General features: G+C 69.4%; 22 protein-coding genes and 1 pseudogene. 11 read left to right on the forward strand and 12 right to left on the reverse strand.

What is annotated here, in order from left to right:
• Positions 1 to 32: 32 nt before the first annotated feature.
• Positions 33 to 824: an enoyl-CoA hydratase/isomerase family protein gene (locus N5K27_RS23415; protein WP_132978818.1), complete on the forward strand. Its 792-nt coding sequence runs from the start codon at positions 33 to 35 to the stop codon at positions 822 to 824.
• Between the two features lie 2 nt (positions 825 to 826).
• Entirely contained in the window at positions 827 to 1,639 is an 813-nt protein-coding gene (locus N5K27_RS23420; RefSeq protein ID WP_087840037.1) for an enoyl-CoA hydratase-related protein, read from the forward strand.
• Here N5K27_RS23420 and N5K27_RS23425 read toward each other — a convergent pair.
• From N5K27_RS23425 to dkgB, 3 genes are all read right to left on the reverse strand, one after another.
• Complete coding sequence (locus tag N5K27_RS23425; RefSeq protein WP_087840038.1) at positions 1,636 to 2,433, reverse strand: helix-turn-helix domain-containing protein; 798 nt, start codon at positions 2,431 to 2,433, stop codon at positions 1,636 to 1,638. The genes N5K27_RS23420 and N5K27_RS23425 overlap by 4 nt on opposite strands.
• Positions 2,434 to 2,435: 2 nt before the next feature.
• The gene (locus tag N5K27_RS23430; RefSeq protein ID WP_087840039.1) at positions 2,436 to 3,242 is read right to left on the reverse strand and encodes an IclR family transcriptional regulator; all 807 of its coding nucleotides are present in this window, start codon (positions 3,240 to 3,242) and stop codon (positions 2,436 to 2,438) included.
• 86 nt (positions 3,243 to 3,328) lie between these two features.
• On the reverse strand, positions 3,329 to 4,132 hold the full coding sequence (gene dkgB, locus N5K27_RS23435) for a 2,5-didehydrogluconate reductase DkgB (RefSeq protein ID WP_087840040.1): 804 nt from the start codon (positions 4,130 to 4,132) through the stop codon (positions 3,329 to 3,331).
• A 298-nt stretch (positions 4,133 to 4,430) separates the two neighbouring features.
• Between dkgB and N5K27_RS23440 the strand changes: the two genes are divergently transcribed.
• From N5K27_RS23440 to N5K27_RS23460, 5 genes are all read left to right on the forward strand, one after another.
• On the forward strand, positions 4,431 to 5,627 hold the full coding sequence (locus N5K27_RS23440; protein WP_132978819.1) for an MFS transporter: 1,197 nt from the start codon (positions 4,431 to 4,433) through the stop codon (positions 5,625 to 5,627).
• Positions 5,628 to 5,679: 52 nt separating this feature from the next.
• The gene (locus N5K27_RS23445) at positions 5,680 to 5,856 is read left to right on the forward strand and encodes a ribbon-helix-helix protein, CopG family (protein ID WP_279819389.1); all 177 of its coding nucleotides are present in this window, start codon (positions 5,680 to 5,682) and stop codon (positions 5,854 to 5,856) included.
• Position 5,857: 1 nt separating this feature from the next.
• Entirely contained in the window at positions 5,858 to 6,208 is a 351-nt protein-coding gene (locus N5K27_RS23450; RefSeq protein ID WP_087840042.1) for a glyoxalase, read from the forward strand.
• 9 nt (positions 6,209 to 6,217) lie between these two features.
• Complete coding sequence (locus N5K27_RS23455) at positions 6,218 to 7,078, forward strand: class I SAM-dependent methyltransferase (protein ID WP_087840043.1); 861 nt, start codon at positions 6,218 to 6,220, stop codon at positions 7,076 to 7,078.
• A gap of 128 nt (positions 7,079 to 7,206) precedes the next feature.
• Positions 7,207 to 7,938, forward strand: coding sequence for a hypothetical protein (locus N5K27_RS23460; protein WP_087840267.1), 732 nt, complete (start codon positions 7,207 to 7,209; stop codon positions 7,936 to 7,938).
• A gap of 5 nt (positions 7,939 to 7,943) precedes the next feature.
• Here the strand turns inward: N5K27_RS23460 and ada are convergent, their stop codons facing one another.
• The 3 genes and pseudogenes from ada to N5K27_RS23475 form a co-directional block, all read right to left on the reverse strand.
• Entirely contained in the window at positions 7,944 to 9,026 is a 1,083-nt protein-coding gene (ada, locus tag N5K27_RS23465; protein WP_087840044.1) for a bifunctional DNA-binding transcriptional regulator/O6-methylguanine-DNA methyltransferase Ada, read from the reverse strand.
• A gap of 157 nt (positions 9,027 to 9,183) precedes the next feature.
• Positions 9,184 to 9,834: a DNA oxidative demethylase AlkB gene (gene alkB / locus N5K27_RS23470; protein ID WP_087840045.1), complete on the reverse strand. Its 651-nt coding sequence runs from the start codon at positions 9,832 to 9,834 to the stop codon at positions 9,184 to 9,186.
• 9 nt (positions 9,835 to 9,843) lie between these two features.
• Positions 9,844 to 10,050: pseudogene (locus N5K27_RS23475) on the reverse strand (2OG-Fe(II) oxygenase); the annotation flags it as partial.
• 152 nt (positions 10,051 to 10,202) lie between these two features.
• Between N5K27_RS23475 and N5K27_RS23480 the strand changes: the two are divergent.
• On the forward strand, positions 10,203 to 12,470 hold the full coding sequence (locus N5K27_RS23480) for a mechanosensitive ion channel domain-containing protein (protein ID WP_347945443.1): 2,268 nt from the start codon (positions 10,203 to 10,205) through the stop codon (positions 12,468 to 12,470).
• Between the two features lie 9 nt (positions 12,471 to 12,479).
• Here the strand turns inward: N5K27_RS23480 and chrA are convergent, their stop codons facing one another.
• Both chrA and N5K27_RS23490 read right to left on the reverse strand, forming a co-directional pair.
• Positions 12,480 to 13,697 (reverse strand): chromate efflux transporter, encoded by a 1,218-nt coding sequence (chrA, locus tag N5K27_RS23485; protein ID WP_087840269.1) that lies wholly within the window; start codon positions 13,695 to 13,697, stop codon positions 12,480 to 12,482.
• A 5-nt stretch (positions 13,698 to 13,702) separates the two neighbouring features.
• Positions 13,703 to 14,638, reverse strand: coding sequence for a LysR family transcriptional regulator (locus N5K27_RS23490; RefSeq protein ID WP_279819397.1), 936 nt, complete (start codon positions 14,636 to 14,638; stop codon positions 13,703 to 13,705).
• Between the two features lie 100 nt (positions 14,639 to 14,738).
• Between N5K27_RS23490 and N5K27_RS23495 the strand changes: the two genes are divergently transcribed.
• The 3 genes from N5K27_RS23495 to N5K27_RS23505 all read left to right on the forward strand — a co-directional run bounded on the left by N5K27_RS23495 (position 14,739) and on the right by N5K27_RS23505 (position 17,145).
• Entirely contained in the window at positions 14,739 to 15,620 is an 882-nt protein-coding gene (locus N5K27_RS23495; protein ID WP_087840047.1) for an aldo/keto reductase family oxidoreductase, read from the forward strand.
• Positions 15,621 to 15,690: 70 nt separating this feature from the next.
• Positions 15,691 to 16,149 (forward strand): Rrf2 family transcriptional regulator, encoded by a 459-nt coding sequence (locus tag N5K27_RS23500; protein ID WP_087840048.1) that lies wholly within the window; start codon positions 15,691 to 15,693, stop codon positions 16,147 to 16,149.
• A 111-nt stretch (positions 16,150 to 16,260) separates the two neighbouring features.
• A complete protein-coding gene (locus N5K27_RS23505; protein ID WP_279819404.1) occupies positions 16,261 to 17,145 on the forward strand; it encodes an NAD(P)/FAD-dependent oxidoreductase in 885 nt (294 codons plus the stop codon).
• Positions 17,146 to 17,174: 29 nt separating this feature from the next.
• Here N5K27_RS23505 and N5K27_RS23510 read toward each other — a convergent pair whose 3' ends face one another.
• The 4 genes from N5K27_RS23510 to N5K27_RS23525 form a co-directional block, all read right to left on the reverse strand.
• Positions 17,175 to 18,677, reverse strand: a complete 1,503-nt coding sequence (locus tag N5K27_RS23510) for a PepSY domain-containing protein (protein ID WP_132978821.1) — start codon at positions 18,675 to 18,677, stop codon at positions 17,175 to 17,177.
• A 9-nt stretch (positions 18,678 to 18,686) separates the two neighbouring features.
• The gene (locus N5K27_RS23515; protein WP_132978910.1) at positions 18,687 to 20,885 is read right to left on the reverse strand and encodes a TonB-dependent siderophore receptor; all 2,199 of its coding nucleotides are present in this window, start codon (positions 20,883 to 20,885) and stop codon (positions 18,687 to 18,689) included.
• 94 nt (positions 20,886 to 20,979) lie between these two features.
• Positions 20,980 to 21,390: a DUF2946 family protein gene (locus N5K27_RS23520; RefSeq protein ID WP_087840052.1), complete on the reverse strand. Its 411-nt coding sequence runs from the start codon at positions 21,388 to 21,390 to the stop codon at positions 20,980 to 20,982.
• A 107-nt stretch (positions 21,391 to 21,497) separates the two neighbouring features.
• The coding region (locus tag N5K27_RS23525; protein ID WP_279819408.1) for an FAD-dependent oxidoreductase at positions 21,498 to 22,213 on the reverse strand (716 nt) is incomplete at its 5' end.

The following is a 22,213-nucleotide window of genomic DNA, read 5'->3' on the forward strand; positions in this document are numbered from 1 at the left end:
CGAGCCGTCTTTTCGTGTCCAGGAGGCCTGACATGACGACATCCACCGAAGCCCCCGTGCAGTACACGCTGGCCTCAGGCATCGCCACGATCCGCATCAATCGGCCCGGCCAGCGCAATGCGCTGTCGATCGAGGTGTGCGAGCGGCTGCTGGATCTCTGGGACGAGGTCGACCGCGACGAGTCCGTCCGCGCGGTCGTGCTGACCTCGGCCGACTGCGGGACGTTCTCGGCCGGCATGGACCTGAAAGAAGCGGCGAGGGTGCGCGCGGAATCGGGCAAGGACATGCTGGAGCTGCTGCGCGATCCCTTCCACCAGCGCATGCGGCGGGTGTCCAAGCCCATCATCGCCGCCATGACCGGCCACTTCACCGCGGGCGGCATGGTGCTGGCGGCCAACAGCGACATCCGGGTCGGCTTGCAGGGAACGCGGGGAGGCATCTCCGAGGCCAAGGTGGGGCGGGGTTCGCCGTGGGGCGTGCCCATGCTGTGGATGCTGCCTCAGCCCTTCCTGCTGGAGATGATGATGACGGGCGACATGCATCCCATCGAACGTTTCCACCAATTGGGGTTCGTCAACTATGTAGAGGCGACGCCCGCCGCGGTGCGCGAGCGGGCACAGGCGGTGGCCCGCACCATCGCCGACAACGCGCCGCTGACCGTCTGGGCCGCCAAGAAAAGCGTGGGAGCGGCGATGGACCTGGGGTGCGACCGGGGCTTCGAGGCGGCCTGCAAATTCCACGAACGGGTCTATGCCAGCGCGGATGCCATCGAAGGCCCGCGCGCTTTCGCCGAGAAACGCCCGCCGCGCTGGATCGGAGCCTAGCCATGGCCGCGGGCGAGAGCTTCGTCCAGCGCGAGGAACGGGACGGTATCGTCACGCTGACGCTCAATCATCCCGAGACGCTGAACCGTTTTTCCAGCACGGACCAGTTCCTGGAGCTGGCCGGACAGATTCGTCGTGCCCAGGCCGATCCGGCCGCGCGCGTGCTCGTCATCACGGGGCAGGGCAGGGCATTCTGCGCGGGCGGGGACCTCAGGCAGATGGCGCGGCGCGAAATGTTCTCGGCCGGCTCCGTGGCCCAGATACAGGCGCGCTACCGGGACACGGTGCATCAGGTGCCGCTGGCCCTGAGCGAGACCGAGATCCCGGTCATCGCCGCGGTCAACGGGCCGGCCTATGGCGCGGGCTGCGATCTGGCCTGCTTCTGCGACGTGCGCATCGCGGCGCGAAGCGCGCGCTTCTCGGTCAGCTTCGCGCGGCTGGGCATCGTCGCGGGGGATGGCGGGGCGTGGATGCTGCCGCGCCTGGTCGGCCGGTCCAAGGCCATGGAGCTGGCATTCACGGCCGATCCCATCGATGCCGATGAAGCCTTGCGCATCGGCCTGGTGTCCGACGTCGTGCCCGACGACGAATTGCGCGCGCGGGCCGACGGCCTGGCTCGCCGCATCGCCCGGCATCCGCCGCAGGCCATGCGCATGAACAAGCGCCTGCTGCGCGACGCGGAGCGGCATACGCTGGCGACCCACCTGGACGTCGTGGCCGCGTTCCAGGCCATTGCCCACGTCTCCGAGGAACACCTCCAGGCGGTACGCGACGCGCTGGGTTCGCTGGACGAGGGGCGCCGGACGGGGCCCTAGCGGCCAGCGTCCTTGGTGAGCGCGATGCGCTGGGCGACGGCGAAGAGTTCGGGCGCCACCTGCTGGCGCAGGTCTTTTTCCGTCAGGCTGGCGCCCACCGCCATGGCCGCCAGGGCGAACTCCACGGCGGTACCGGCGTGCACCGGCGTGGCGATGGAAGCGGTCTGGTTGGCGACCGGCGAGGCCAGGTAGCACCAGCCGTTCCTGTCCAATTCCTGGAAGGCCGTGCGAGTGTCGGCGATCTGCCGCTGCGCGGCCGGGCCGGCCTCGTCCTCGATCTGGGCCAGCAGCATGCGGCGTTGCTCCTCGGGCTGGCCCCAGAGGTAGGCGCGTCCGGACGCGGACGAGATCATGGAGAAACGGGATCCGGTCGTCAGCCCCAGGCGGACCTTGCCCGAGGGGACGCAGTGCTCGACCACCAGCATGTGCAGCCGGTCGCGCGTGGTCAGGGTCACGTGGACCCCGTACCGCTGGGACAACTCGAGCATGAGCGGTCGCGCCGCCTGGGCGGTGGGCAGGCGGCGCTTGACCGCGCGTCCCAGCGACAGGCAGGCGATATGCGGCTGGTAGACGTCGTTGCCCAGCGATTGCAGGAAATGATGGTTCAGCAGGGTCTGGACGAGCTTGTCCGTGGTCGTTCGCGTCAGCCCGAGCCTGCTCGAGATATCGTCCAGCGACAGCCGGCGGTGGCGGACGTCGAACAGCCGGAGGATCTCCAGCCCCCGACGGAGCGAATCGACCTGGGTGTCGGCGGTCTGCGGCGATTCGAGGGCCGGCTGGCGGGTCCTGACCATGCCTACTCCGACTGGCCGGCGCTGAGCTCGGCCTCGAGCCTGGCCTTGAGCGCCAGCAGTCCTGGGGCGACTTCCTGCTTCAGCCGCGGCAGGGCCAGCGCGTTCGAGGGCGCGGCGCAGCCCAGCGCATAGGTGTGCGGTCCCTCGGGGGTGTCGATCACGAGCGCCACGCCGTTGGTTCCCGCCTCCAGCGTCCCCGCCGCCACGCAATATCCCTGGCTGGCCATCTGGGCGACGGCATGAGGCACTTCCCGGCTCAGGGATTCCCAGGCCGGGGGATCGGCAAGCCTCAACTTCTCGAGAAAGGCCAGACGCTCGGCGTCGCCCATGGCGCCTACCAGCGCCCTGCCCAGCGCCGAACGGTCGATGCGCAGGCGCGAGCCCGCGCGGACTCTCAAGGTGAACAGCATTTCCCGGCCATGGGTGACCTCGTTGCACACCATGCTGCTGGCATTGGCCGAGGCCAGGACCACCGAGACGCGGTGCTCGTCGGCGAACTGCTGCATCAGCGGCCTTGCCAGCACGACGAAATCGCTGTGAGTGGCCGCGGCGAAGCCCAGCGCGAGCACCGGCATTCCCAGGCGGTAGGCGGCCCGCTGCGCCGAATACTCCAGGTAGCCTGCGTCCAGCAGGTTGGAGGTCAGCCGCGAGACGGTGGGCTTGGGCAGGCCGGTAAGCGCGGCCAGTTCGGAATTGGTCAACCAGCCGTTCTCCGGCTCGAAGGCGGAGAGTATCGTGAGTCCGCGGGCCAGGACGCGGACGTCCCGGGTGCCCGGTTGTCGAGATGACGGGGTGGCGACGTTCTGCATGAGGCTGGGAAAGAAAATGGCCTCAATTGTATATGTGAACGTTCGCGCAATCGCGCCGGCAAGCCCCCCGCATGCGGGCCTTGCGGTCAGTCCCACTCGGGCGCGAGGCCCTGCGGATCGACCTCGCGGCCATTGCGCTCCAACGCGGCGATCTGCGCCATGTCGCCGGCATCGAGCTTCAGGTCGCGGGCAAGCAGATTGCTGGCCAGGTTCTCGCGCTTGGTGGAAGAGGGGATCACCGCATAGCCGAGTTGCAGCGCCCAGGCCAGCGCGACCTGCGCCACGGTGGCCTGGTGCCTGGCGGCGATCGCGGCCAGCACCGGATCCTTCAGCACCTTGCCGTAGGCCAGCGTCATGTACGAGGTCACGGTGATGCCTTGCTCCTTCAGGAACGCGGCCAGCTTGCGGTTCTGCAGGTAGGGGCTGAGCTCGATCTGGTTGGTGGCGATCTCGCCCTTGCCGAGCAGCTCGATGGCTTGCCTGGTCAGCGCGATGTTGAAGTTGGAGATGCCGATCTGGCGGGTCAGGCCCAGTGCCTTGGCCTCGGCCAGCGCCGCCAGCGTCTCGCTCAACGCGATGCCGTTGCCCGGCGCCGGCCAGTGGATCAGGGTCAGGTCGACGTAGTCCGTGCGCAGCTTGTCCAGGCTGGCGCGCAGGCTGGGCACCAGCTTGTCCTTGGCGTAGTTGTCCGTCCAGATCTTGGTGGTCAGGAAGAGATCGCCGCGCTGGATGCCGCTCTGGGCCACGGCCTGGCCGACCTCGGCTTCGTTGCCGTAGATCTGCGCGGTGTCGATGGCGCGGTAACCCACGTCCAGGGCGTTGCGGACCGAGTCGATGACGGTCTGGCCGGTCAGGCGGAAGGTGCCGGCGCCGAAAGAAGGAATGCTCATGGAAGGTCTCCTGGATAGCGAGGGTATGGCTGGCATTCTGCCGGCTTTACCTTTGCGGATGAAGCGCGGTATAAGCCAAATACATTTGAATTAAAGTCAATAATGAGCGCGCGTTTCCTCGGGTGCTAGAATTCTCCCCGCAGTGTTCTCCCGGACGCGGCCGTAAGCGTTTACGTCAACCAACGCATCACCAGCGGCACCCGTGGCCGGCTGGCGGTGTGCGTTGGCGCCGCGTGGTCCATCGTTCTCCTCCATCCCTCCGCACCGTGCCGCCCTGACTCCCAAGGAGCGGCGGTCGATGTCGAACGTCCTGCAGTATTCCCCCTTGCGCCGCCTGGTCTGGATGACCGTGGCGCTGTTCCTGAGCTATCTCGCGGTGGCCATGGCGATGCCGGCCGTGGCCGTGCATGTCTCGCGCACGCTGGGCATGGGCAATGTCGCCTCCGGCCTGGCCGTGGGCATCGCGTTTCTTTCCACCATCCTGAGCCGCGGCTGGGCCGGCCGGCTGGCCGACGAACGAGGCGGCAAGTCCGGCATGTTCCGTGGCCTGGCCCTGTACGGGCTGGCCTCGCTGCTGTGCCTGGCCTCGTCGCTGCCGGTGCTGGGACATGGCATCGTGTCCTATGCGGTCCTGCTGGCGGGCCGGCTGATGCTGGGGTTGGGCGAGAGCCTGGCCCTGGTCGGCATGCTGGCGTGGAGCATGGCAATGATGGGGCCGGCGCGCTCCGGCCTGGTCATGGCCGTGTTCGGCATGGGCATGTACGGCGCGTTCGCGGCGGGCGGTCCACTGGGCCTGTGGCTGTTGCAGGACCTGGGGTTCGCCGGCCTGATGGCGATCTGCGTCGCGCTGCCGCTGCTGGGCGCGCTGATGCTGTGGCCGCTCGCGCCCGCCGTGCCGGCGCAGGCGGGCCGGCGTCCACCGTTCGCGCAGGTGCTGGGGCGCATCTGGGGGCCCGGGGTCGTGGTCGGCCTGCAAGGCATAGGCTTCGCCGCGCTGGGCGCGTTCTTCCCGCTGTATTTCCTGGCCAGGGGCTGGGACGGCGCAGGTTATGGGCTGACGTGCTTCGGCCTGGGTTTCGTCGCGGTGCGGGTGCTGTTCGGCTCCTTGCCCGATCGCGTCGGCGGCGTGCCGGTGGCGCTGGTGTCGCTGCTGGTGGAGGCCGTGGGGCAGGCGCTGCTGTGGCTGGCCCCCGGACCGGAGGTGGCCATGGCAGGCGCGCTGCTGACGGGCATGGGATGCTCGATGGTGTTCCCGGCGATGGGGCTCGAGGCGGTCCGGCGCGTGCCGGCGCACCTGCGCGGGACCGCGATAGGCGGTTTCGCCGCCTTCCAGGATCTTGCCTATGGCGTGACCGGCCCGTTGGCTGGTTGGATCGCCGACCATTTCGGCCATGCCCAGGTCTTCCTGGTCGGCGGCTTGGCGGCGGCCCTGGGGGCGGCGATCACCGCCAGGCTGCGCGATGCCGGATCGTCTGCCAGCCATTGCCGGGGTTGACGCACCCGGGCGGCTTTCCTAGAATGCTAGCAATCTAGCAATCAGGGTCGCCATGGCCGAGGAAGAGATCAAGCAGTTCAACGTCTATCTGCCGGTCGGCCTGATCCGGCAGGTCAAGCATCACGCCATCGAATCGGAGTCCTCGCTCTCGGCCCTGGTGGCCGAGGCGCTGCGCGCCTATCTCGACGCACAGCGGCCCGGGCGCCGATCTACCAAGAAGGAGAAGTGACATGAAGTCCGAGCGGATCGAAGCCGTGTTCCTGACTACCCACAACTGGGGCAAGGCGGCCAGGTTCTTCCAGGCACTGGGTTTCACGCTGGAGTTCGAGACCGACCACAACTCTGGCCAGTTGCGCAATGGCGACGGCCCTTACCTGTTCATCGCCGAGGTCCCTGAAAGCGAGAAACCCGAGTCGCAGATCGTGCTGAAGCTGCCCGATGCGGACGCGTTCCAGCCCGAGCCCATCGTCGAGGTGGTCACGCCGTTCGAGGACACGCACTGGGGCACGCGGGACATGACGGTCCGCGATCCCGATGGCCGCATCTGGCGGTTGCAGGCGCCGGCCCAGGCTGGAAAGTGAGCGACGGTCATGGTTGATGAACAGGATGTGGCACCCGACAGCACGGCGGCGCGGGTGGCCTTGTGGCGCGCCTTGCATGTCGAGGTCGATGCGCCGCCGCACGTGCTGGAGGACGAGATCGGCCTGCGCCTGCTGGCGCCGGAGCCGGGCTGGCAGCGCCGCGGGGACATGGACCAGGGGTTCACCCGGCCGTTTCGCGCGTCCATCGTGGGCCGGGCCCGTTTCATCGAGGACCTGGTCGTGGAGCAGGCCGGCCGTGGCCTGGAGCAGTACGTCATCCTGGGCGCCGGGCTGGACAGCTTCGCGCAGCGTCGGCCCGATGTGGCGTCGCGGCTGAGGGTGTTCGAAATCGATCGGCCGGGGCCGCAGGAGTGGAAGCGGCGGCGGCTGCTCGAACTGGGCTTGGGGATGCCCGATTGGCTGCGTTTCGTGCCGGTCGACTTCGAGGCCGGGGAGTCCTGGTGGGACCGCCTGCTGGCAGCGGGGTTCGATGGCCGCAAGCCGGCGGTCGTGGTGTCCACCGGCGTCAGCATGTACCTGACCAAGGAGGCGAACGCCGCCACGCTGCGCCAGATGGCGACGCTGGCGCCAGGATCCACGTTCGCGATGTCGTTCCTGCTGCCGCTGGAGATGGCGGATCCCGAGGTGCGTCCCGGCATGGAGATGGCCGAGAAGGGCGCGCGCGCCAGCGGGACGCCGTTCGTGAGCTTCTTCCTGCCATCGCAGATCCTTCAGCTGGCGCGCGAGCAGGGATTCAAGCAAGCGCGGCATGTCTCGGCCGACGAGCTCGCGCGGCGGTATTTCGCGGACCGCGCGGACGGCCTGCGGCCGCCGGCCAATGCGGAGGAACTGCTGGTGGCGGCTACCTAGGGCCTGTTCCCGCTAGCCGGCCGCCTTGCAAGATCCGTTCACCATTGTTGTGAAAACCTGTTTCACGGCGGCGCGGAAATCGCCGTGCATTGGGTTATCCTCGCGGCAACGCGAAGAACGGATCCCGCATGATCAGGTTGAGGACGGCGGGCGCGGCGGCCCTGGTTTGCTCCATCCTGGCCGGCTGCGCCCAGTACACCGCGCTGCCGCGCCCAGGCTACGAGTCGCGGGGGACCGAGGACATGTCCTCGGACCAGATGATGCAGACCGATTTCAATCGGACCCTGACCATCGCCATGCGCGACAACCTGTCGAGCCTGATGTCGCTGATGACCAAGCTCTACAAGCGCAATCCGCGCGAGTGGCGCAAGTCCGGCAAGCCCTCCATGGAGGCCGCCGCCGAGACGGTCAGGCTGTCCATCGACGCCCGTACGCCGCCCGCCGGGCTCCAGGGCCTGCACGACGTCGAGATCCTGGCCGTGTCGCTCGATCCCGCCTACCAGGGCGACCGCGTCGCAGCCTTCATCTACGGCATGGCCGATACCATCGTCGCGGCGCACGACGGCAAGACGCGTTTCTATGCCTTCGATCTGCTGGACGGCGACCGGGTCTACAACGCGGCCCGCAACGTCGAGGCCGCCGCCTGGCTGCTGGGCAGCCGGCGCGATGCCCGCGGCGAGCCGCTGCTGCTGGCCAACGAATGGACGGACAAGCAGGTGAACCTGAGTTTCGAGCGCGAGTTCGGCGCCATCATCGGGCGCCTGGACCTGATCGCCAATCTGCTGGGCGAGAACTCCCGCCGGCTGGGGATCAACTACGCGCAGAACCTGATGCTGTTTTCCTTCCTCCCGGTGCGCTAGAGCCGTCATTTGCGGTCGCGAGAGCCGCCTGCCTCGCGCCCGAGCAGCGCGCGCTTGCGCTCGACGCCCCAGCGATAGCCCGACAGATCGCCGTCGCGCCGGATGACCCGATGGCAGGGGATGGCCACGGCGATGTGATTGGCGCCGCAGGCCTGGGCCACGGCGCGCACGGCCCGGGGCGCGCCTATGCGCTGCGCGATTTCGGCGTAGCTGGCGGTCCGGCCGGGCGGGATCTCGCGCAGGGCCTGCCAGACGCGCTCCTGGAAGGCCGTGCCGCGCACGTCCAGCGGCAGGTTCAGCCCGACCGAGGGGGCCTCGACGAAGCCCACCACCTGGGCCACCAGCCGTTCGAAGCCGGTGTCGCCGCCGATCAGCCTGGCCCTGGGAAACTGGTCCTGCAGGTCGCGCACCAGCGCGTCCGGATCGTCGCCCAGCAGGATGGCGCAGATGCCGCGCTGGCTTTGCGCGACCAGGATGGCGCCCAGCGAGCACTGGCCCACGGCGAAGCGGATGACCGCGCCGGCGCCCCCTGCGCGGTAGTCGCGCGCACGCATGCCCAGCAACTGGTCGGAGGCTTCGTAGAACCGGCTGTTGGAGTTGAATCCGGCCTCGTAGATGGCATCGGTGACCGAGGCGTCGGGTGTTCCCAATTCCTCGCGCAGCCGGCGGGCGCGCCGGGCCGAGGCATAGGCCTTGGGCGTCAGGCCGGTCTCGGCCTTGAATACCCTATGGAAGTGGAAGGGGCTCATGCCTGCCTGCATGGCCAGGTCCGCAAGACTGGGCGGTGTCTCGGCGCTTTCGATCAAGCGGCAGGCGCGGGCGATCAGCGCGGTGCGTTCCCGGGCGGCATCGGGCCCGTCCTGCTGCCGCCGGCTGGCGCGATAGCCAGCCGCCTCGGCCTCGCGCGGCGAGTCGAAGAATTCGACGTTGGCGCGCCGGGGCAGCCGTGTCGGCGAACTGGGGCGGCAATACACGCCGGTGGTGCGCACGGCGTAGACGAAATGGCCATCGGCATCGGCGTCGCGCGCCTGCACCGCCCGCCAGCGGGCGTCATCGGTGGCGTAGTCGGACGGTGGGCGGGTACCCATGGCGGATGTCCGGGAGTTCGTGGTCATGGCATCAGGATAGCGAATGGTCCGGCCGCAAGCGCTCCGTTTCTTGCGCTCGAATCCGTGCCGCGCGCCGCCCCTTGGCCGTGGAACCCGCCACCAGGACGCATCCTTCTCTTGCGAAGCCAGGCCAGGATCATCCCGCCTTCCTGAACGTGAAGTTGATGCGCTGGCTGCCCAGGACCGGATGCGGGACGTCGGACAGCGGCATCACGCCGTGGTAGCGCAGGCGATCCGGGCCGCCCCAGACGGCGATGTCGCCGTGGTGGAGTCCGATCCGCGCCGGCTTGTCCGAACGACGGTGGCCGCCGAACAGGAAGATCGCCGGCATGCCCAGGGATACCGACACGATGGGGGCGTCGAGGTCGCGTTCGTTCTTGTCCTGGTGCAGCGACATCCGCGCGCCGGGCAGGTAACGGTTGATCAGGCAGGCATCGGGTTCGAAGCGGGGAAAGCCGGCCGCCTCGGCCGCCTCCCGCGCCAGCGCGGCGAAGGCCTCCGGCATGGCGGGCCAGGGCAGGCCGGTGGCGGGGTCGGTGCGCGAGTACCGGTAGCCGTGGCGGTCGGTCGTCCAGCCCAGCGTGCCGCAGTTGGTCAGCGCGACCGACATGGTGAAGCCGCCGGGCGTCACCATGTGGCGAAACGGCGCGGCGTCCGTGACGCGGGCGATGGCGGGCAGCAGCTCGTCCACGCGGGGCAGCGCGAAGCCGCGCAGCAGGAAGGCGCGCGGTCCCATGGGTTCGGGCTGGCCCGAGGTGGCGTCGGAGAAAAGATCGAATGTCTGCATGGTCCTGCGCTAGCGCGCGTCGTGGAAGATCAGGCCCACGGTGTACCGCCTGCCGCTGTGGACGCGGCTGACGCCGTGGCGCATCGCCACCTTGCGCACGCCGCCGCGCCGGCCCGGTGCGGGGCGCTGGTTGACGGCGAACACCACCGCGTCACCCCGTTCGCCGTAGAGATCCTGGTGCAGGCAATTGTAGTCGCCGGCACCGTACGCCACGATTTGTCTGCGGCACGCGTGTGTTTTACCCTGTGGCGTCATGAGCGGGCGCAGGCCCCGCCTTTCACCTTCCTTTTCCTCCAGGAGACCCCCTAGTGGTTCGACTCGCGACGACAGCATGCACACTTCCCCTGCAATCCCTCCGCGACGTCTCGTTGAGTCGCCGCAGGCTGTCCAAGCCCTGGTTGGCCCACTTCGCGTTCCTGATCCTGCTGCTGTTGGCGACACTGGGGTCCGCCCGTATCGCGATGGCTGCGCAAGCCGCCGTGGCGCCCACGCCAGCCGCGCTGGCGGACCTGCTCGAGAACCCCGACAGCCGCCAGGCGCTGATCGACCAGTTGCGGGCGCATGAACCCGGGACCGGCGCGAAGCAAGCCGGGGCGGCTGCCTCGGCTGCTGCGCCCGACCAGGCGTCCCCCACGCTGCGTGAGCGGCTGGCAGACGGCACGCAGCGTTTCCTGTCCGGCCTGGTGGCCGACCTGGGGCAGGGCGCCGCGGACCTGCGGGCGATGGCCGAAGGCGACGGTCCTTCCATGGACAGCGACGAGGCGCGGGCATTGCAACCGCTGGCCATCTCGGTCGCGACGGCCCTCGTCGCCTTCGTGCTGTTGCGGCTGGTGGCGCTGTGGATCTACCGGCGGATCGATGATTGGGTGGCGGGGCTGGGTTGGGACGCCACGGCGTCGTGGCCGGCCGATGCGCCCATCGGCATGCCGGTCCTGTACCGGCGCGCGGGCGCGATCGTCGGCGCGGTCATCATCGATGCGCTGGTGGTGGTGCTGGCCGCCGCCGCGGCATACGCGGCCGGGGTCCGCGGCGGACCGGACGGTGTGGCGGTCGACCCGCTGGTGGCGGTGTTCCTGAAGGCCTTCCTGGCGGTCGAGATCACCAAGGTGCTCGTTCGCACCGTGTTCTCGACGCGCTATCCGCACCTGCGCCTGCTGCCGATGTCGAATGAGATGGCCCGCTACTGGAACCGGTGGCTGATCGTGCTGGTCATGGCGGCGGGCTACGGCACGATGCTGGTCGATCCGGTTCTGGCGGCCGCGCTGTCGCCCGCGCTGGGCCGGCTGGCCACCCTGGTGATCATGCTGGGTGTCTACGTGTACGCGGTGGGCGTGATCTGGCGCAACCGCCTGCGTGTGCGCGAACGGCTGGAGCACAGCGGTTCGCGCCGGACGACTTTCCTGGGCACCTCGCCGCGTCTGCTGGCGCGCGTCTGGCACTGGCTGGGCATCGGGTACTTCACCGTGCTGCTGGTGGTCAGCCAGATCGATCCGGCCAATGCGCTGCCTTTCATGGTGGGCGCCACGCTCCAGACCCTGCTGGCGACCGGCGTGGGCAGCCTGGCCGTCGTGTTGCTGAACGCGTTGCTGGCCAAGCCCATACGCGTCTCCGACGAATTGCGCGCGCGCCTGCCCATGCTGGAGAGCCGACTGAACTCCTATGTGCCCGCGACCATCCGTTTCGTGGGATGGGCGGTCCGCATCGTCGTGGTGCTGCTGGTGCTGGATGCGTGGCGCGCTTTCAACCTGTCGCGCTGGATCGCCTCGGACGCCGGCGCGGCGGCCATAGGCGTGGCGGTGAACGTGGCCATCGTACTGCTGGCGGCGGCGTTGGCGTGGACGGTGGTGGCCAGCGTCATCGAACACCGGCTGAACCTGCGCGAGGGCGGACGCATGCCCACCGCGCGCGAGAAGACCCTGTTGTCGCTGTTCCGCAATGCGGCGCTGATCGTGATCGTGACCATGACGGTCATGGTGGTGCTGTCGCAGATAGGCATAGACGTGGCGCCCCTGATCGCGGGCGCGGGCGTGGTCGGCCTGGCCGTGGGCTTCGGCGCGCAGAAGCTGGTGCAGGACATCATCACCGGCGTCTTTATCCAGCTCGAGAACGGCATGAACGAGAACGACGTCGTGCAGGTGGCCGGCGTTTTCGGCACGGTCGAGAAGATGACCATCCGCTCGGTGGGCATACGGACCCTGGACGGCGGCTACCACCTGGTGCCGTTCTCGTCGGTGGACGTGGTGTCCAACCACATGCGGGACTTTTCCTACCATCTGGGCGAGTACACGGTCGCCCACCGGGAAAGCGTCGACGATGCCATGCAACACCTGCGCAATGCCTTTGCGGAACTGATGACCGACGAGGCGCTGGCGCCGGAGATCCTGGAGGACATCAGCATCCCGGGCGTCACCGCCGTCAACGAGAAGGGCGTGACCATACGCGTGCTGATCAAGACCCGGCCGGGCATGCAGTGGGCGGTGCAGCGCGCCTACAACCGCTTGGTGAAGCAGCACTTCAACGCCGCCGGCATCGAGTTGCCTTACCCGCACATGGTGGTCTATTTCGGGCAGGACAAGCAGGGCGAGGCGCCGCCGGTGCGAGTGGCCATGGAAGAGGGGCGGGCCGTGGCCGGCTGATCCCGGCCTTCAACCCGCCAGCAGCCAGCCCCCCAGCGCCGCCAGCGCCACGACCATGACGGGCGGCACGCGGCCCAGGACCAGCAACCCGAAGGCGGCCAGCGCCAGCGCGAAGTCGGCGCGGCCGTGGATGGCGCTGGTCCATACCGGGTCGTACAGCGCCGCCAGCAGGATGCCGACCACGCCGGCGTTGACGCCGGCCAGCGCGGTCTGGATGCCGCGACGCTGGCGCAATTGTTCCCAGAAGGGCAAGGCGCCCGCCAATACCAGCAGCGCGGGCAGGAAGATCATGGCCAGCGCGGCCAGGCCGCCGGCCCAGCCGTGCAGCGGACCGCGGGCCACCGCGCCCAGGTAGGCGGCGAAAGTGAACAGCGGCCCGGGCACGGCCTGCGCCGCGCCGTAGCCCGCCAGGAAGTCCGCGTTGTCGACGAGGCCCGTGGGCACGACCGTGGCCTGCAGGAGTGGCAGCACCACGTGTCCGCCGCCGAAGACCAGCGCGCCGGCGCGATAGATACCCTCGAAGAACGCAACGAGCGAGGAGCCGCTGGCCGCGGCCCAGGCCGGCAGCGCCGCCAGCGGCAGGGCGAACAGCGCCAGGGCCGTGATGCCGGCCCGGCGGGAGATGGGGTAGGGATGGGGGCGTGCCGGAGCGGGGGCGGGCAGGTCCAACAGCCATCGGCCAAGCAGTCCGCAGGCCACGATCGCGGCGACCTGTCCCGAGGCCGAGGGGACGGCCAGTGTCGCCAGCGCGGCCAGCATGGCCAGTCCCGCGCGTGTCCGATCGGGACACAGCGACCTGGCCATGCCCCAGACCGCCTGCGCGACCACCGCCACGGCCACGACCTTCAGGCCGTGTACCCAGCCGGAGGCGGCCATGTCGCGGTATCCGGCCATGCCATAGGCGAACAGGATCAGGACCAGGGCCGACGGCAACGTGAAGCCCAGCCACGCGGCCAGCAGGCCGGGCCAGCCGGCGCGCCGCAATCCCACCGCCATGCCGACCTGGCTGCTGGCGGGCCCGGGCAGGAATTGGCACAGGGCCACGAGGTCCGAGTAGCTGCGGTCGTCCAGCCAGCGGCGGCGCTCCACGAACTCGGCACGGAAGTAGCCCAGGTGCGCGATCGGCCCGCCGAAGGACGTCAGTCCCAGCCGCAGGAAGACCAGGAATACCCGCCATGCGCCCTCGCGCGTATCGTCGTGTCCTGCCGGAGGCGCGTCGGTGGGCATGGTGGTCAACGTGAGAAGGGTTTCCGGGAGGGCTTGGCGGCGCCTTCGTGCGCGCGAACGAAGTCGATGAAGGCCCGCAGGGGCGAGGGCAGGTGCCGGCGGCCGGAATAATAAAGGAACGGGCCGGAGAATGGGCGCCACCAGGACTTGAGCACGGGTTCCAGCGCGCCGCTGTCCAGGTCGGGCTGCAGCCAGTCCTCGAACAGGTGGATGATGCCCAGTCCGTCACGGGCGGCCTGGACCGCGAGTTCGATGCCGCTGCCCAGGCTGACCAGCAGCGGCCCGGCGGGGTCCACGCGCAGGACTTCCCCCTTGCGCTCGTATTCCCAGGCGGGCATGGCGCCGCTGGCGAACTGGCCACGCAGGCAGACGTGGCCGAGCAGGTCACGCGGATGCGCGGGGCGGCCGCGCGCGGCAAGATAGGCAGGCGAGGCGGCGGTGGCGAAGCGCTGCCAGCGCGGGCCGATGGGAATCGCGATCATGTCCTGTTCGAGCCGTTCGTCGTAGCGGATGCCGGCGTCGCAGCCGGCGGCCAGGAGATCGACGAAGCCGTCCTCGACCACGATTTCGAGCTTGATGTCGGGATAGGCTTGCAGGAAGGGCGTGACAAGGGGCGCGAGCACCAGCCGGGCGGCGCTGAGCGGAACGTTCAGCCGCAGGGTGCCGGCGGGCCGATCGCGGAATCCGTTGACGACGTCGAGTGCGGTTTCCACTTCGCCCAGCGCGGGCACCAGCCGTTCGACCAGGCGCGCGCCGGCCTCGGTCGGTGTCACGCTGCGAGTGGTGCGATGGAGCAGCCGGACGCCCAGCCGGCCCTCCAGTCTGCGTACCGCCTCGCTCAGGCTGGAAGCCGACGTGCCGCTGGCGCGCGCGCCTTCGCGAAAACCGCCGGCGCGAACCACGGCCAGAAAGGCGAACAGGTCTTGGAGCGGTGCTTGCATTGTGCAGAATTTCGTACAACCTGTGCCGATTACACCAGATTATCGATCGCAGTGGCCATGTCTATAGTGTGATCCATCCATGTTTTTCCGGAGAAATACCGTGATCGATCTACAGCCAGCGGGCACTTTCGCCCTGGGAGACCGTACCGTGCGCCGCATGGGCTACGGCGCGATGCAACTGGCGGGGCCGGGCGTGTTCGGGCCGCCCAAGGATCGCGCCGCGGCGATTGCCGTGCTGCGCGCCGCGGTCGAGGCGGGCGTCGACCATCTCGATACCAGCGATTTCTACGGCCCCCACGTCACCAACCAGTTGATCCGCGAGGCCCTGCATCCCTATCGGGGCCTGACCATCGTGACCAAGGTCGGAGCCGTGCGCGGGCCGGACGCCTCATGGAATCCGGCGCAGAGTCCCGGACAACTGACGCAGGCCGTGCACGACAATCTGCGCAATCTGGGGCTGGACGTGCTGGACGTGGTGAACCTGCGCATCATGGGTGACGTGCATGCGCCGTCCGAGGGATCGATCGAGGCGCCGTTCACCGCGCTGGCGCAATTGCAGCGGCAGGGGCTCATCCGCCACCTCGGCCTGAGCAACGCCACGCCCGCGCAGGTGGTCCAGGCCCAGCGCATCGCCCCCATCGTGTGCGTGCAGAACCACTACAACCTGGCGCACCGTGCCGATGACGCGCTGATCGAGCAACTGGGCGCCCAGGGCATCGCCTACGTGCCGTTCTTTCCGCTGGGCGGCTTCTCGCCGCTGCAGTCGGAGATCCTGACCCGCGTGGCGACGCGGCTGGCGGCGACCCCCATGCAGGTGGCGCTGGCCTGGCTGCTGGCACGCGCACCCAACCTGTTGCTGATTCCGGGAACGTCGTCGCTGGCGCATCTGCGCGAGAACCTGGCGGCGGCCGCGCTGGCGCTGCCCGCCGACGCGATCGCCGAACTGGACCGCATCGCCGCGGAGGGCCAGGCCAAGCCCTAGCCGCGCGGGCGCGGCGGCGAAGATGCGTTATCGTCGGGGTGGATCCATTGATGCCCCGACAAGCCCCCGCGTGAGAACCGATAGCCGCCTTTCCCGAATGCTGCACGTGCTGCTGCACATGGCCAGGGACGACCAGCCCGTGACGTCCGCCCAGATCGCCCGGATGCTGGGCACCAATGCCGCCGTGGTCCGCCGGACCATGGCGGGCCTGCGCAAGGCGGGCTATGTGCAGTCCGAGAAGGGCCACCATGGCGGTTGGCGGCTGGATTGCGACCTGGCCGAGGTCACGCTGCTGGACATCCATCGCGCGGTGGGCGGGCCCAGGATTTTTGCGATCGGCGCCGACCATGCCCATCCCGACTGCGCGGTCGAGCGCGTGGTCAACGCCGCGCTGGGCGACGCACTGGACGAGGCGCAAGCCTTGCTCGTCCGGCGCCTGGGAGCGGTGACGCTGGCGGACCTGGCCAGGGAGTTCGAGCAGATCTGCCGCACGGCGTCGTGGGGCCTGGCGGACCACCTCCAGCCTTGAACATGCAGCGGTAGGGAATGGCCTCGAGTGCCAAAGGGGTATCGGGGCCTTGCGGCGAATTGTTATGTATCATTTAAAGGTACATGAATTGGACGAAGCAAGGAGAGCGGTATGGACTACGACGTGATCATCATCGGCGGAAGCTACGCCGGGCTTTCGGCGGGCCTGCAACTGGCCCGCGCCCGGCGCCGCGTGCTCGTGATCGATGCCGGCGAGCGCCGCAACCGGTATGCGCCGCTGTCCCATGGTTTCCTGACGCGCGACGGCGAGGCGGGCGCCGACATCGCCGCCATCGCCAGGGACCAGTTGCTCAGGTACGAGACCGTGGAGTGGCTGGATGCCCGCGTGGACGCGGTGGCGCAGGCGGGCGCGGGGTTCGAGGTGTCGGTGGGGAAGCGGGTACGCACGGCGCAGCGCCTCGTGCTGGCGACGGGCGTGAAGGACGAACTGCCGGACCTGCCGGGCCTCGCGCAGCGTTGGGGTAACCATGTTTTCCATTGTCCGTACTGCCATGGCTACGAACTGCAGCAGGGCCGCGTCGGCGTGCTGGCCTTGTCCGAGATGTCGATGCACCAGGCGATGATGCTGCCGGATTGGGGCGCGACCACGCTGTTCCTGAACGAGGCCTTCGAGCCCGATGCGCAGCAGCTGGCGCTGCTGGCCGGGCGCGGCGTGGCCATCGTGCGGGGACGGGTGGCGCGGCTGGAAGGCGAAGGCGTGGCGGTGGCCATGGAGGACGGCGTGGTCCATGCGCTGGACGGCCTGTTCATCGCGGCCCGGGTCCGGTCGTCGGAGCTGGCCGAGCAACTGGGCTGCGTGATGGAAGAGGGGCCGTGGGGCAGCACGATCAAGACCGACGGCACCAAGGCCACCAGCGTGCCCGGCGTGTTCGCGTGCGGCGACACGGGCCGGCCCGCCGGCTCGGTGGCGGCGGCGGTGGGCGATGGCGCGATGGCGGGCGCCGCGGCCCACCGCTCGCTGATGTTCGGGTTGTAGAAGAACGATCGGGCGGTCGGGCCTTGTTGTCAAGCTTTCGAGCTATGCCAGGACACGCGCAGCCGGCGCCAGCCGATGACGAGGCCCGTGGCGCTCAACGCGAGACCGCCCAGGCTGAACAGGATCATCACCGCGTCCCATAGCGGGCGGCGCTCGAGCAGGGGCAGCCAGTCCCAGCTGTGCAGCATGGCGAACAGCCAGCGCGAGGCGCGGCGCGAGCGGTCGGTGCTGTTCAGGACGGAGCCCGTGTACGGGTCCAGGTGCACCCAGGTCGCCTCGGGATCGTCGAACTCGATGCGCCAGACCGGCAGCGGCTTGTCACCGCCGCCCGTCATGGTGTGCGGGGCGCGGTCGTAGTAGTGGAGGTCGTAGCGGTCGAGCACCTGGATGCGGGCCAGGGGAGCTGCCATGAGTCCCGCCGCCGCATGGCGCAGTTCCGCGGCGTCCAGGCGCACGGCCTGCGCGGTCCGGGGGTCGAGCAGCGCGGGGCGGCCGGCCGGGCCATAGGCCAGGACGACTTCGCGCCCCAGGCGGTGGACCCAGCGCAACTCGCGGATGTCGCCGCCGGCCAGCAGCGCCTGCACGGAGGCCGTGCCGGCGGGCATCGTACCCGTGTCGCCGTATACCGCGGCCACGGAGGGGCCGCCGCGGCCGCTGCTGAACAGGCCCCATGGATTCATGGACATCAAGCCGCTGAAGATCCAGGTAAGCGTGGTCAGCGCGAACGCCAGTCCCGCCAGGTGGTGCCAGCGCATCATGGCGGCCCGGTAAGGGGAACGCGAACCGCTGCGGTAGGGGCGCGAGAAGCGCCAGCGCAGCAGTCCGACGGCGGTGCCGGTGAGCGCGACGGCGATGCCCGCGATGGACAGGCCGTCGACGATGGCGGCCCAGTGGCGGTCGAAAAGATTGCCGCGGAAAGGATAGAGCCAATGGATCCACGCGCCCGCGTAGTTCCAGACGCGCTCGGTGCGCGCCGCGTCGCGCACCACTTCGCCGGTGCGGCTGGACACGTACAACAGCGTGCCCGCGTCGTCGTCCAGTTGCACACGGTGAAGCGGCCGGTGCGGGTCCAGGGCGCGCGAGTGCGTATGCGCGTCCTCGTCCACCTGGCCGGCATAGTGGGCCTGGACGGTACCGCCGGCGTAGGCGGCGGCGCTGGCCACGGCATGCGCCGCATCGATTGCCCGCAGCATCGTCCCGGTCGCGGCGTCGATGGCCACGGGCGTGCCGGCCCGGGAGCCATCCGACAGCGTGGCCAGGTAGACCGGCCGGCCAGCGCTGGCCGCCGACAACCGCAAGTCTTTCGGCATCGAGGCGATGCCCGCCGCCGCGAGGGCCTGGGCGGGACCGAGCAAGGGCGCCGCGGGATCCAGCGCGGGTAGGTGGCGCAGGCGCTCGGCCGCGGTGAGCTTGGGGTAGCCGACATACATCATGACCACGCCCGAGGCGAACCACATCACGAAGAACGCGCACACCAGGATGCCCAGCCACCGGTGCAGCAGATAGAGCCAGCGCTTGAGGCGTGAACGCATGGCCGTCTCCTAGAACGCGATCCGCAGGCTGACGTCCGCGGTGCGCGGGGCGCCCAGGTAGGCCATGGTCGGCGTCATGCTGGCGGCATAGACCTTGTCGGTCAGGTTGCGGATGCGCGCCACGATCGCGGTGCGGCGATCGATGCGGTAGCTCATCCCAAGGTCCACCAGCAGATAGGCTGGCCAGGACACCGTATTGGCCGCATCGGCGTACACGCGGCCGACACGGCGCAGCCCGACGGTGGCCTGCAGCGCGGGCGTGACGGCGTAGGACACCCACAGGTTGGCGACCGTGGCCGGTGTGTTGGTCGGACGCTTGCCCGCCAGCGACACGCCGCCCTGGGTGTAGTCATCGTAGCGCGCGTCGACGTAGGCGACGTTGCCCTGGATGGACCAGCGCCGGTCGGGCTGCAGTCCCACGGCCAGTTCCAGCCCCCGGGAAGACTGCTCGCCCACGAGCACGGTCAGGCTGCTGTCGTTCGGGTCCTGGCTGGCGATGTTTCGGCGCGAGATGCGATAGGCGGCCAGCGTGGCGGTTCCCTTGCCTTCCCAGAAGTCCAGCTTGCCGCCGACCTCGGCCTGGCGGCCGGAGGTCAGTTCGCTGTTGTTGCGGACGTCCGCGAACGATGCGGTGGACAGCACGCCCGAGGGCGGATCCGCCGCCGTGGCGTACTGGACGTAGAGCGCCGCGTCCTGCGTGACGTCCCAGACCAGACCGACGCGACCCGTGGTCGGGTGATAGCTGCGGCGGAACCCGGCCGGATTGGCGGCGTTGACCTCTCGCCGGTTGGTCAGGTCGAGCTCGATGCGTTCGTGGCGCAGCGCCGTGACCAGGTGCAGGCCGGGACGCAGAGCGGTTCGGTTTTCGGCATAGATGGCCAGAGTGCGGACCTTGTTGTCGCGGTCGGGCCGGAAGCCCGGCGACATGCCGGGTATGTCGAAGAAACGCTCGGTGCCGAAGCCGTATGGGTCAACCGTGCCGATGGTGCCGGACAGGCTGTTCGGGAAACGCGTCTGGCGATTCACGCTGACATCCATCCCGAAGGCCCAGTCGCTTTTCAGGCCGGCGATCCCGCCGCGGTAGATGCCGTCGACGCGGTTGCCCACCAGGTGCTGGTCGTGGCGCTGCAGCAGCGCGCTCGACCGTATCACCTGCGAGTTGTCGGCGTTGAAGCGATAGTTCTCGACGTTGCGATAGTCGCGCAGGGCGTCGTACACGTAGAAGGTGTTCCGCCATTGCAGTTTGTCGCTGGCCCGCCACTCGGCGATGGAGCGCAGCCACTGCACGCGCTGGATGTATACCCCGTCGGCGCTGTTGTAGTTCTTGAAGCGGGTGCCGTCGTAGATGCGCGCGGTGCCGGCGATCGGGTTCAGCAGGGGCGTGCCCCAGTAGGGGCGGTCGACGTGTTCGTGCTGGTACTCGTAGGCCAGGGTGTGGGTGAAGCCGTTGCCGAAGTCGGACAGCACCGATGCCGCGAGCTGCGTGGCGCGCGTGCCCGTGCCGTCCACCCAGCTGTCGGCGTCGCGATGGTTGAGGTCCAGGCGCAGGTAGTGCCCGGGGCCGTCGGCGTCGCCGGCGATGCGCCGGTTCAGCCCGGCCGAGGCTTCCTTGAGCCCGTTGCCGCCCAGCCGCAACTGGCCTTGCGTGATGTCTTCGCGCCTGGCGAGCTTGGTCACATAGTTGATCGATCCGCCCACCGCGCCCGCGCCGAACAGGAAGCTGGATGGGCCGCCGATGGCTTCGACGCGTTCATAGATCCAGCTGTCCACCGGGCGGGCGGCGATCGAGTACTGGACGTTGATGCCGTTGAACAACTGGCTGATGGAACCGGTGCCGAAGCCGCGGTAGCTCACGCCCACGTTGCCGGGGGCGTCGTGGGCGGTCACGCCGGGGATGGCGCGCAGGATCTCCTGGGTGTTCTGCGCGCCGCGCGCCTCGATCGTGGCGCGATCGACCACGGTGATCGAGGCGGGGGTCTCGCGGGCGGTCAGGCCGAGATTGCTGGCGGCCGCGGCCGGCGTGTCGAGGTTGAGCTTGCCGTTGGGCGTGTCGGCGTCGTCGCTGACTTCAATCGTGGGCAGGGCATGTTCAGGAACCGCCTGGGCGTGGACGGGGACGGCAAACGTCTGCCAGGTGGCGAGCAGGCCGGCGCACAAGGAACCGGGCAGGGATGGACGCGTGGCGGCGCGATGCGCATCCGGGCGCATCGGGGAAACGGGAGGGAACACGAACGACTCCTGGTCGGCCGCGCGGGACGCGGCAGGACGAAACGGCACTGCCACGCGGGCAGGCCGGGCGGGTTCAGGAAGCGGACGTGAAGGGTGGAGCGCGAGAGGGAGGCGGGCGCGAGATCGGCGCCGTGCCCAGGAGCGGAGCGGGGGGAAGCGCCGGTGCCTCGGCCGCGACGACGAGGCCTGCCAGGACGGGCCCCCCGCTGGGGGTCGGCAGCGCGACGGCGGCATGGAGCCGGCAATAGGGGCAGTCGGCGGACGTCGTGGCCGAATCGTCCCGCGACGGACTGGAGCCGTCGTCCGACAGCTTGACCAGTTTCGGGCCGTAGACGCTGCAAAGCTCGACCCAGGTATCGGCGGGACGAGCCAGCGTCTTGGCGATGGCCGGCGCCAGCATTCCCCAGAGCAGCGCGAGCAGCACCAGCATCGCGATGCCGCGATGGCGGTCCTGCCTGGAGAATCGGAGGGATGGCCGATGCATGCTTGAGTGAAGGCTGGTGCCCGACGCCGGGGCGGACAGGCCGGATGGCCTGCGAAACGCCGGGAGTATGGGCAGGAAATCCGATCGCGTCAATCCGCGGTCCGCGATCAGAGGCGCGCCAGGACTGCCTCGGCGATGGCCAGCGACGCGGTCAATCCCGGCGATTCGATGCCGTACAGATTGACCAGGCCGGGCACGCCATGGTCGGCCGGTCCCTGGACCATGAAGTCCGCCGCGGGCGAGCCGGGGCCCGACAGCTTGGGCCGTATGCCGGCGTAGCCCGGTTGCAGCGCGCCGTCGGGCAAGGCCGGCCAATATTGGCGGATCGAGGCATAGAACGCATCGGCGCGGCGCGGATCGACCCGGTAGTCCACCCGGTCCACCCATTCGACGTCGGGGCCGAAACGGGCCTGCCCACCCAGGTCCAGGGTCAGGTGCACGCCCAGCCCGCCCGGTTCGGGCACGGGATAGATCAGGCGCGAAAAAGGGGAGCGTCCGGCCAGGCTGTAGTAGTTGCCCTTGGCCAGATGCGCGGACGGGATGCGCGAAGCGTGGGGTCCATGCAGGGCCGCGGCGATTTCCTGGGCATGCAGGCCGGCGGCGTTCACCACGATGCCAGCGCGCACTTCCATGGGCTGCGGGCCGCCGACCTGCAGCGTGATGCCGTCGGCGCCGCACTGCCCGCCGGCCACGGGCGAGCCGAAGGCCAGCATGCCGCCGGCCGCTTCGCAGTCGGCCTGGAATGACAGCATGAGGGCATGGCTATCGACGATGCCCGTGCTGCGGCTGTCCAGCGCGGCCACGCAGTGCAGCTGGGGCTCGG

The organism is Pigmentiphaga sp. GD03639, assembly GCF_029845405.1.
Lineage (GTDB): Bacteria > Pseudomonadota > Gammaproteobacteria > Burkholderiales > Burkholderiaceae_B > Pigmentiphaga > Pigmentiphaga daeguensis.

What these genes read in the sequence shown, in the direction of transcription:
- N5K27_RS23415 (WP_132978818.1), top strand. Translation starts at nt 33, where the DNA reads ATGACGACATCCACCGAAGCCCCCGTGCAGTACACGCTGGCCTCAGGC.
- N5K27_RS23420 (WP_087840037.1), top strand. Translation starts at nt 827, where the DNA reads ATGGCCGCGGGCGAGAGCTTCGTCCAGCGCGAGGAACGGGACGGTATC.
- N5K27_RS23425 (WP_087840038.1), bottom strand. Translation starts at nt 2,433, where the DNA reads ATGGTCAGGACCCGCCAGCCGGCCCTCGAATCGCCGCAGACCGCCGAC.
- N5K27_RS23430 (WP_087840039.1), bottom strand. Translation starts at nt 3,242, where the DNA reads ATGCAGAACGTCGCCACCCCGTCATCTCGACAACCGGGCACCCGGGAC.
- dkgB (WP_087840040.1), bottom strand. Translation starts at nt 4,132, where the DNA reads ATGAGCATTCCTTCTTTCGGCGCCGGCACCTTCCGCCTGACCGGCCAG.
- N5K27_RS23440 (WP_132978819.1), top strand. Translation starts at nt 4,431, where the DNA reads ATGTCGAACGTCCTGCAGTATTCCCCCTTGCGCCGCCTGGTCTGGATG.
- N5K27_RS23445 (WP_279819389.1), top strand. Translation starts at nt 5,680, where the DNA reads ATGGCCGAGGAAGAGATCAAGCAGTTCAACGTCTATCTGCCGGTCGGC.
- N5K27_RS23450 (WP_087840042.1), top strand. Translation starts at nt 5,858, where the DNA reads ATGAAGTCCGAGCGGATCGAAGCCGTGTTCCTGACTACCCACAACTGG.
- N5K27_RS23455 (WP_087840043.1), top strand. Translation starts at nt 6,218, where the DNA reads ATGGTTGATGAACAGGATGTGGCACCCGACAGCACGGCGGCGCGGGTG.
- N5K27_RS23460 (WP_087840267.1), top strand. Translation starts at nt 7,207, where the DNA reads ATGATCAGGTTGAGGACGGCGGGCGCGGCGGCCCTGGTTTGCTCCATC.
- ada (WP_087840044.1), bottom strand. Translation starts at nt 9,026, where the DNA reads ATGGGTACCCGCCCACCGTCCGACTACGCCACCGATGACGCCCGCTGG.
- alkB (WP_087840045.1), bottom strand. Translation starts at nt 9,834, where the DNA reads ATGCAGACATTCGATCTTTTCTCCGACGCCACCTCGGGCCAGCCCGAA.
- chrA (WP_087840269.1), bottom strand. Translation starts at nt 13,697, where the DNA reads ATGCCCACCGACGCGCCTCCGGCAGGACACGACGATACGCGCGAGGGC.
- N5K27_RS23490 (WP_279819397.1), bottom strand. Translation starts at nt 14,638, where the DNA reads ATGCAAGCACCGCTCCAAGACCTGTTCGCCTTTCTGGCCGTGGTTCGC.
- N5K27_RS23505 (WP_279819404.1), top strand. Translation starts at nt 16,261, where the DNA reads ATGGACTACGACGTGATCATCATCGGCGGAAGCTACGCCGGGCTTTCG.
- N5K27_RS23510 (WP_132978821.1), bottom strand. Translation starts at nt 18,677, where the DNA reads ATGCGTTCACGCCTCAAGCGCTGGCTCTATCTGCTGCACCGGTGGCTG.
- N5K27_RS23515 (WP_132978910.1), bottom strand. Translation starts at nt 20,885, where the DNA reads ATGCGCCCGGATGCGCATCGCGCCGCCACGCGTCCATCCCTGCCCGGT.
- N5K27_RS23520 (WP_087840052.1), bottom strand. Translation starts at nt 21,390, where the DNA reads ATGCATCGGCCATCCCTCCGATTCTCCAGGCAGGACCGCCATCGCGGC.